Annotated in this window: 4 protein-coding genes; 3 read left to right on the top strand and 1 reads right to left on the bottom strand. The window is 69.5% G+C overall.

Going from position 1 to position 7284, the window contains the following annotated elements; genetic code table 11:
- Positions 1-992 precede the first annotated feature (992 nt).
- The 3 genes from ABZ479_RS41345 (at position 993) to ABZ479_RS41335 (ending at position 5105) form a co-directional block, all read left to right on the top strand.
- The gene (locus ABZ479_RS41345) at positions 993-1553 is read left to right on the top strand and encodes a Uma2 family endonuclease (RefSeq protein ID WP_500466402.1); all 561 of its coding nucleotides are present in this window, start codon (positions 993-995) and stop codon (positions 1551-1553) included.
- Between the two features lie 593 nt (positions 1554-2146).
- Positions 2147-3589, top strand: coding sequence for a replication-relaxation family protein (locus ABZ479_RS41340; RefSeq protein WP_500466401.1), 1443 nt, complete (start codon positions 2147-2149; stop codon positions 3587-3589).
- 1072 nt (positions 3590-4661) lie between these two features.
- The gene (locus ABZ479_RS41335; RefSeq protein WP_500466400.1) at positions 4662-5105 is read left to right on the top strand and encodes a hypothetical protein; all 444 of its coding nucleotides are present in this window, start codon (positions 4662-4664) and stop codon (positions 5103-5105) included.
- A gap of 463 nt (positions 5106-5568) precedes the next feature.
- On the opposite strand, the gene ABZ479_RS41330 is transcribed toward ABZ479_RS41335, so the two are convergent.
- Entirely contained in the window at positions 5569-5901 is a 333-nt protein-coding gene (locus ABZ479_RS41330) for a DUF4333 domain-containing protein (RefSeq protein WP_500338825.1), read from the bottom strand.
- Between the last annotated feature and the right edge of the window lie 1383 nt (positions 5902-7284).

Raw genomic sequence — 7284 nt, 5'->3', positions numbered from 1 at the left:
AGCAGTCCGATGTCCAGGACGCTCAGGCGCTGGTCGTCGACGGCGCGGTTGTCGACGGCGACGAATCGTGGGGGCCGGGTGGGTAGTTTCCTCACTGGCCGTCACCTGCTCGTTCGGGTGTGGTCGGGCCGGCAGCAGCGGTATCTGCACGTGGTGGCAGTGGTGGCTGTGCTGCACTCCCAGGAGCGTGGTGGTGTGTGGCCGTCGGGCGGTCTTCGCCTGGGTCGGATGCCTGGGCGGCTGTGCCTGCGGCGTGCCGTCCCGCGCTGGCTGCGGGGCCTGTCCACTCGCGGAGCTTGATGCCGGCGGCGGCGCGCCGCCTTGTGGGGGCGGGTGCCGGTTGGGCGTCTCGTGCCGGCCTGGGCCGGTCCCGCAGCGAGGTCGGGCCGGTCTTCTTCGATCGGTCGGCCGACGCGTGTCTGTTCCGCGGTGGCCACCGTCGTGTGGTGCGGCTGCGGCTGCGGCTGTGGGTGGGGCCGGTGTCCGGGCTGACCGTGTCGCGTACGGGGCGCTCTGGCCGCTTTCGGAACGGGCCGGGTAGGCCCGGCCTGGCGGTGGCGGTGGCGGTGTCGGTGGGGGTGTCGGTGGCGGTGGCGGTGTCGGTGGGGGTGGCAGGTGGGTGCGCGGGCGTGGCCATGTGGGCTCCCGGGGCTGGTGGATGCGGGGTGGTGTCATCCATGAAGCCCGGTGGCACTCACCGATTTGCTCACCGAAAAGGGGGGTGAAAGATCACAATCGGGCATCATCTTGCGTTGGTGAGTGCCGTTACTCACCGGTGAGGAGCGGGATTTACTCACCACCGCAGGTAGCCGCGCTGTGCGGAACGTCACCGCGCCACTGGTTGTCCCTGATTGTGAATCTGAGGTCATGCCGGGTCGCGGTTGCTGCTTGCCCGGGCTCAGTGATCCGTGCTCCTTGTATGTGGCGGCTCGGCTGCCGTCTTGTTGCTGGGCCAGGCTGGGGGCATGGCAGGCCGGGGAGGTGAAGGGGGCGTGAGCATTGCCGCCGCTGACCGTTACGGGCCGTGGACCGTGGATGATGTTCTGGCTCTGCCCGAGGACCCGCGGAACCGGATCGGGCTGGTCGGGGGCGCGCTGATGATGAGCCCCGCGCCAGGCCTTGCGCACCGGTGGGCCTCCCACCGCCTTCACGTCCTGCTCGAGCAGGTGGCAGAGGCCGCGAAGGCTCCGGTGCTGGTTTTCGACGCGGTCAACGTTCTCGTACCGGAGGGCCTGATGATCCCGGGCCTGGCCGTCGTGGACGAGGGTGTGGACCTGTCCGGTGTGACCGTGCATGCCCAGGACGTCATCGCCGTCGTGGAGATCGCCTCTCCCTCCACCCGCGTCGCGGACCGGAAGATGAAGCCGGCACTGTATGCGGCAGCAGGGATCGAGCACTACTGGCGCCTTGAACTGGAGCCCGCTCCGCGGCTGTACCTCGGGCACCTCGAGCACGGCGCCTACAGCGACCGGCTGGTCCAGGCCGGCCAGACCACGGCAGTGACCGAGCCGTTCCCTGTGGACATCGACCCCGCCCGGCTGGTGAGGCGGTAAACCACCTGCACGCGCCAACCGGCGAGCACCAATGCCGCTAGCGGTGACGCGAGTACTCGCAACGCCTGACACACGCCCGCGCGGCAGCAGGGCCGGTACCCGCGATGTAGCCGGCACCCGTGAAGTTGGGGTCGTCGCCTCGTGGGCTTGTTGCGGCTGAGCGAGTCCGGGCTGGGTGTCGGGGCGGTGTGCCGAAGCGTCTGTCGCCCCTGTAGCGCTCCCTACAGGGTTGCCTACGGTGTTCCCTATGTCGTCCCCTACGGTGATCTTCCGCGTCCGGGTTGGTATCGGCGCAGGTCAGGGGCTGTTTGTGTGGGTGGCGGTGGGGGTGACAGCCCTTTACGCCTGTCCTTGTGTGTCAGTGGTGGGTGGTGGAGTGGTTGTTGTGGGCTTGTGCGGTGGGCCCGGGGTGCCCGCCCGGCCCTTGGGGTGTCGGTGCGCGGCCACCGGCCGCGCACCGGCAACGGCCGGGGAGCAGTGCGGCCGTCGTGTGGGCGGCCGGTGGGGATGCGGAGCGGCGACGGGGAGGCGGTGTCGGGGTGACGGGGAGCAGGCGGTGGCCGTATGGGTCGACGGCCCGGGTGCGGGGGCTGGTGTTGCTGGCGCTGGGGGTGGTGAAGGTTGCCACGGCCGGGCAGTTACGGCAGTTGGTGCTGCCGGGGACGGCGGATGCGCAGACGGTCCGCAACGCGTGCAAGGACCTGAAGGCGGCGGGGCTGGTGGAGTCGGTGGGCTCGGCGAACCGGCCCGGCAGGTCGGGCAGGCCGGTGGCGGAGCAGGTGTGGAACCTGACCTCGGCCGGGCTGGCGGCGGCCGCAAGCGAACTGGGCCGCCCACCCAAGGAGATGGGCGGTACCGCCCGGCAGGCGGCGATGGCCGGCGCTGCTCATGCGCTGAGAGTGACCGACACCATTGATGCGTTCGGGCAGTTGCCACCGCAGCCCACCCACTCCCTCTCCCGCGGTCCGTACCTGGGCGGCGAAGCCGGGCCTGTGGCCGGTACCGGGGTCGCCCGCACCGAAAGGGCCGCCCTCGCCCGTGGCGCCAAGCCTGCCCCCGGCCCCGGCCCCGGCCCCGGCCCTGACCCTGGGCCCGGACCGGGGCCGGGTCCGGCGGTCCGGCCGGGGCCACGACGCCTTCCTGTCCGGCCTCGCGGCCTGGGCACGCTACGCGGCTGGACGACGGAGGTGATCCTCCCGGTCACCGGATCCTTCGCCGCGCCTGGCAGGGGCAGTCTGCGGGCGGACGCGGTGCTGACCGCGCCGCAGGACCAGGTGCCGGTGTTGTTCGTGGAGGTCGACAATCACACCGAACCGGCTGCTGTGCTGGCGGACAAGATCGCCCGCTACCACCGCTTTTTCCAGCGCACTACGGCCGGCCACCGCGTAGGGGACATGGTCCCGCTGTGGTTGACACGATGGTCGGATTCGGGCCGTGGGGGCTATCCGCCGGTGGCGATCGTCTTCACCAAACGGGTCGGCACCCCGGCTCTGCAACGCCGGATGAGTGAGGTGGCCCGCCTCTCGGCCGCGTACTGGCAGGGCAGATGGCACGCCGACTCCCACACCGACGCTGCGGGGACGCCGGACGGCTGGCGCGACTATCACGGCACGGTGCCCGTGCTGGTCACCACGCTGGACATGCTGGCCGCTGACGGCCCGCACGGGCCGGTGTGGTGGCGCTTCGGCCACAGCGTCCACGAGGCGTTCACGGACGCCCTGGACAACCCCGACGACCACCGCGCCCACAGCCGGCGCCATGAGCAGCGACGTGCCGTCCGGCAGGCTGCCGAACAGGCTCGCCGGCAACGAGAAGAACTCCGCCGGCAGGCACAGTCGTGGCTCTGCCCGACCTGCGGCACCGACGTCGACCCCGACGACTACGACGACGAGCACGATGCTGGCCCGGTGCCCGGAACACCGTGCCCGTCCTGCCGCAGCCGGCGTGAGTGCCTGGACCGAGAACGGGCCGAGGCAGAGGCCGAGCGGGAACGCGAGCGGCGTGCGCATGGCCTGCTCGGTTGGTTGCGCGGCTGAAACCGAGCAGGCCATGCGATCACGTACCTGCCGTGCAGCTCACAGGGCCGGCAGGCGCCTGCTCGGAATACCGGCAGGACTTTCAGACCCTGCCGGGGTTGATGCCTCGAGGGCTTCCCGCGGTACATCGGCCGGTGTCCACGCCCCTGACGCCGGGATGCCGCAATCCGGCGGCCGCCACTGGGCTCACGCCGCGGGCTGCAGCGCCGTCCCGACTTCGGCGCGCGCTGTCCGGGCCCTGGCGGGCATGACACCGCCCCGGGCCGCAGGAACGACCACGGGGCGCAAGTGACGGGGTGTAGTTGCTCGGCCCGGGATTCCTGGCACTCTCGTTACAGTCGGCGACCGATCAGCCAACTTCGTGCCCGGCGCGCCTTGCGGGCGACCCGCTCGAGCACATCCGGGCTCCAGGACCAGTCCGTGATGGGCTCTGTGCTGCAGGCCGGCGGGTTCCTGACGGGCGGCTGACCCGCACGCGGTCGAACCTGCGTCCGCAGACCCTGCCGGCGATCCGTGCCGCCGCCCTGCCACGGCAGCAGGTCCGTGGACACCGCGGCGGTACCGTCACCGCGTCGGGTTCGGGGCGTGGGCAGCGGGCCAGCACCACAATGCCCCCGGCCCCTGCCTGAACGGCAGGGGCCGGATGATCGTGCGGTGTTGGTCCGTGTGGAAGCAGCAGGGCAAGGTCCGGCGCAGGGGTCGGGCATACGTCGACTGCGTCGCTTACCTGCTCATTGCCCACGTGGATTTCACCGTTCGCGATAAAGAGGGCCGCACAGCCGAGGACATCGCTTCGATGAACGGCCACTGGCTGGCAGAGGGACTTCTACACGCGTGGGCGCGACTCCACGGCGCTGGACTGCCGGCCGAGGCCTCATAGACGTGACCCGGGCTGTCACTGGGTCGTCCGAGGTCGCCCAGGGGCGACCAACGCTGACAACCCCTGACCGGCTTTCTGCAGATCGCAGTGCTACTCGCCCTAGAAATCGCAGGTCGGAGGAAGCCCGATTCACTCCCAGGAGATCTGATCGCTGGGGTCGACGTGGCCGGCAGTGAGTCCTAGCCTCTGACCGTGAGTGATGCAGTCGAGGCGGGGGATGAGTTCAAGAATCGCTGTCTGAGGGCCGGCCGCATGCTTGCGCGGTGCGTGAGCTACTTCGTCGAACGGGTCTCGTTCGGGGCCGTGGAGGACGGTGACTGTGTGGATGTCTTCCTCAGGGAGGGTTCGTACCAGCCGGACGTCGTGGTCTCGCTTACCTATGTGCACCGCGTCGAGACGGGAGATCCGGTCGCGGCCGAGAACTCGTTCATTGACGAAATCCTGCTGGACTATCTTCCGCGGCTGCCACACCCCTGGCCTGCCGATGCCATGGGTCTCATCGACCGTTCTGCCGATCTCCCGGAGTTGGTGCGTCTGCGGATCGTAGGGCCTTCGGAGGTCGATGTCGTCGCATCCTGCCTCACCGTCTACACCGCGATGAGTGACGACGAAGCGAGCTGGCCGCTCCCTGGATAGCGAGGGACGGCAGCGACAGCGCGGGGATTGCTGCCTTGTGTCGGCGTGCCGCTCACGGAGCCGCACAGGGGCGGGCCAGGCCCTCCTGGTACGGACGGCCCGGCTTTCCCCATGCTGTGGCTGCTACCAGCGCATGCGGAGGCTGTCGCGTTCCTGGCGTCGTTCCTCGGTGAACTGCTCAACGTGCTTCCTGGGCACCCGTTGACCCCCTCGCGGGCGTGGCATTGGCGGGCGGCGCCGGAGGTTCGCCGCCTCTTCAGTGAGGTGCCGGTCGTCCACCCGCATGGTCTGTCCTCGCGTTGATGTCGTCTCCAGGAGCCGGTGTGGCCCCGCTGGGACGGGGGAGACACGGCGGAGCCACCACGGTCATCATGCGGCTGGGACTGTGACGGCGGGTCGAATCTGGCTAACGGCCTGGTCGCCACGCCTCAGCGTGTTGACGCAGGGCACATCTCGCCTTGTACTACGACGTCACGGTGAGGTCGCCTTGATCGCTGGTGATCTCGACTTCCACCCTCTCAGGGTTGGTTTCGCCGTAGACGGTGCAGTCGAACTTGGTGCCTACCTTGACCACGACGGACAGGGGGCAGTCCACGTAGGCGGCGGGGTTGTTCTGCTTCAGGCCGCCGACTTGACCCGCCACCTGCTTCTCCAGCGCTGTCTGGTCCAGCACACGCGGTGGTTCGACTGGGATCGGACCGGTGGTCACCTTGATCGTCACGGCCACTGCGCAGGCGGCGAGCACAGCCAACGACAGCGCTATGACAGTGCGCGCAAAGCTTCGATGATCAGTCACCCGAGCAGTCCTACCGAACCATTGGACGGCTGACAAGGCAGGCAGTCAGGCTCCAAACCCAAAAACGCTCCGGCCGGGCATCCATCACGGTCTTGCCGTGCTCGGACTCGGACGAGCTGGATTGTCGGTGGTGGAGGTCAGGATGTTCGTGTCATGACAGACGATCGGGGAGAGGCAGGCGTGAAGGGCATGAGGAGAGTCACGGTGGCTGCGGTGCTGGCGGCCTGTGCGGTGGCCGGGGCGGCCCCGGCGATGGCGGAGGCCGCAGGAGCAGCCGGCTCCGCTGGCGTGCCTGGTACGGGCCGCGTAGCTGCGCTCGTGACGGCAGGGGATCTTCTTCCACATCCGGGGCCGGAGGGTCTGCTGTGGGTTCAGGAGTGGCGGGGGGATGGGGGTGCGGTGTCTGGGGGAGCGTGGGAGAGACTGCCGACGGTGCTCACGGTTGCCTGCGAGAGCGAGAGTGGGGGCAGTGTGGTGGTGACGATGCGCTGGCAGGGGAAGCAGGTGGCCGGGTTCTCGGTTGACTGCCCGGCCGGTACTCCGGGCGTGGGTTCGGTGACGATGGACGCTGGTGTGGTGGGGTCAGGGTCCTTCTCGGTGGGGGTCGACGCGTCGGATGAGAACATCCGGTGGGCCCTGACGGTGACCCAGCCCGAATAGCACAGCCGCCCCGGGGCAAGATCTGCTGCGCTATCCCTTGCGTTATCCCTTGCATCATCTCTTGCACTATCCCTTGCATCGACCTGCTGGGAGGTTGGCTGTTTTAGCTGGCCAAGTGGGTTTTCTGGTTGGGCTGTTGGTCTGACTTCTCCTGTGTGGGCCTGCTTGTGTTGGTGAGTGTGGGGTGGTGGCCGGCGGTTTCAGGTTCGTCCTCGGGTGGCGGAAGCCGCGGGGGTGCGCTGCGCTGGCCATGGGGGGAGGAGGAGGAGGCGCCGGGTCGTGGGCCCGGCGCGGTGCGGGGGCACGCTGGGATCGCGGCCCGTGTGGGAGGGTGAGGCAGCGTCAGCGCCCCCTGCGTGGAGCACGAGCACGGCAGGACCCCGGGCGTTCCCGGGGGGCGGGGCGGCCTCCCTGAGGGGGTGGCCCCGTTTCCCTATTTCTACATGCTGCATCACCTGCAGATGCACACCACCTCAGCTTCCCCGTAGCCAGCCGGGCCCGCGTCAGCGGGCCCCTCAGGCTTGAGGCGAAGCCGAGAGCCAGTCAGGCAAGCGCAGCGCGCCTGCCCATGAGCGTGCGTCAGCACGCAGTGGGGGCTGGAGCGAAGCGAAAGCCCACCAGGGCCCGGTAAGGGGCAGGCCGAACGAAGTGAGGCCAGCCCCGCACCGAAGGGGCCCAACCCCGAAACGAAGTGCAGGGGTTCACCGGTCCGCGAAGCGGACC

This window comes from Streptomyces sp. NPDC005722, assembly GCF_040630935.1.
GTDB lineage: Bacteria > Actinomycetota > Actinomycetes > Streptomycetales > Streptomycetaceae > Actinacidiphila.
The sequence above is the reverse complement of the archived record's forward strand: the minus strand, read 5'-3'. Positions and strand labels throughout refer to the sequence as shown.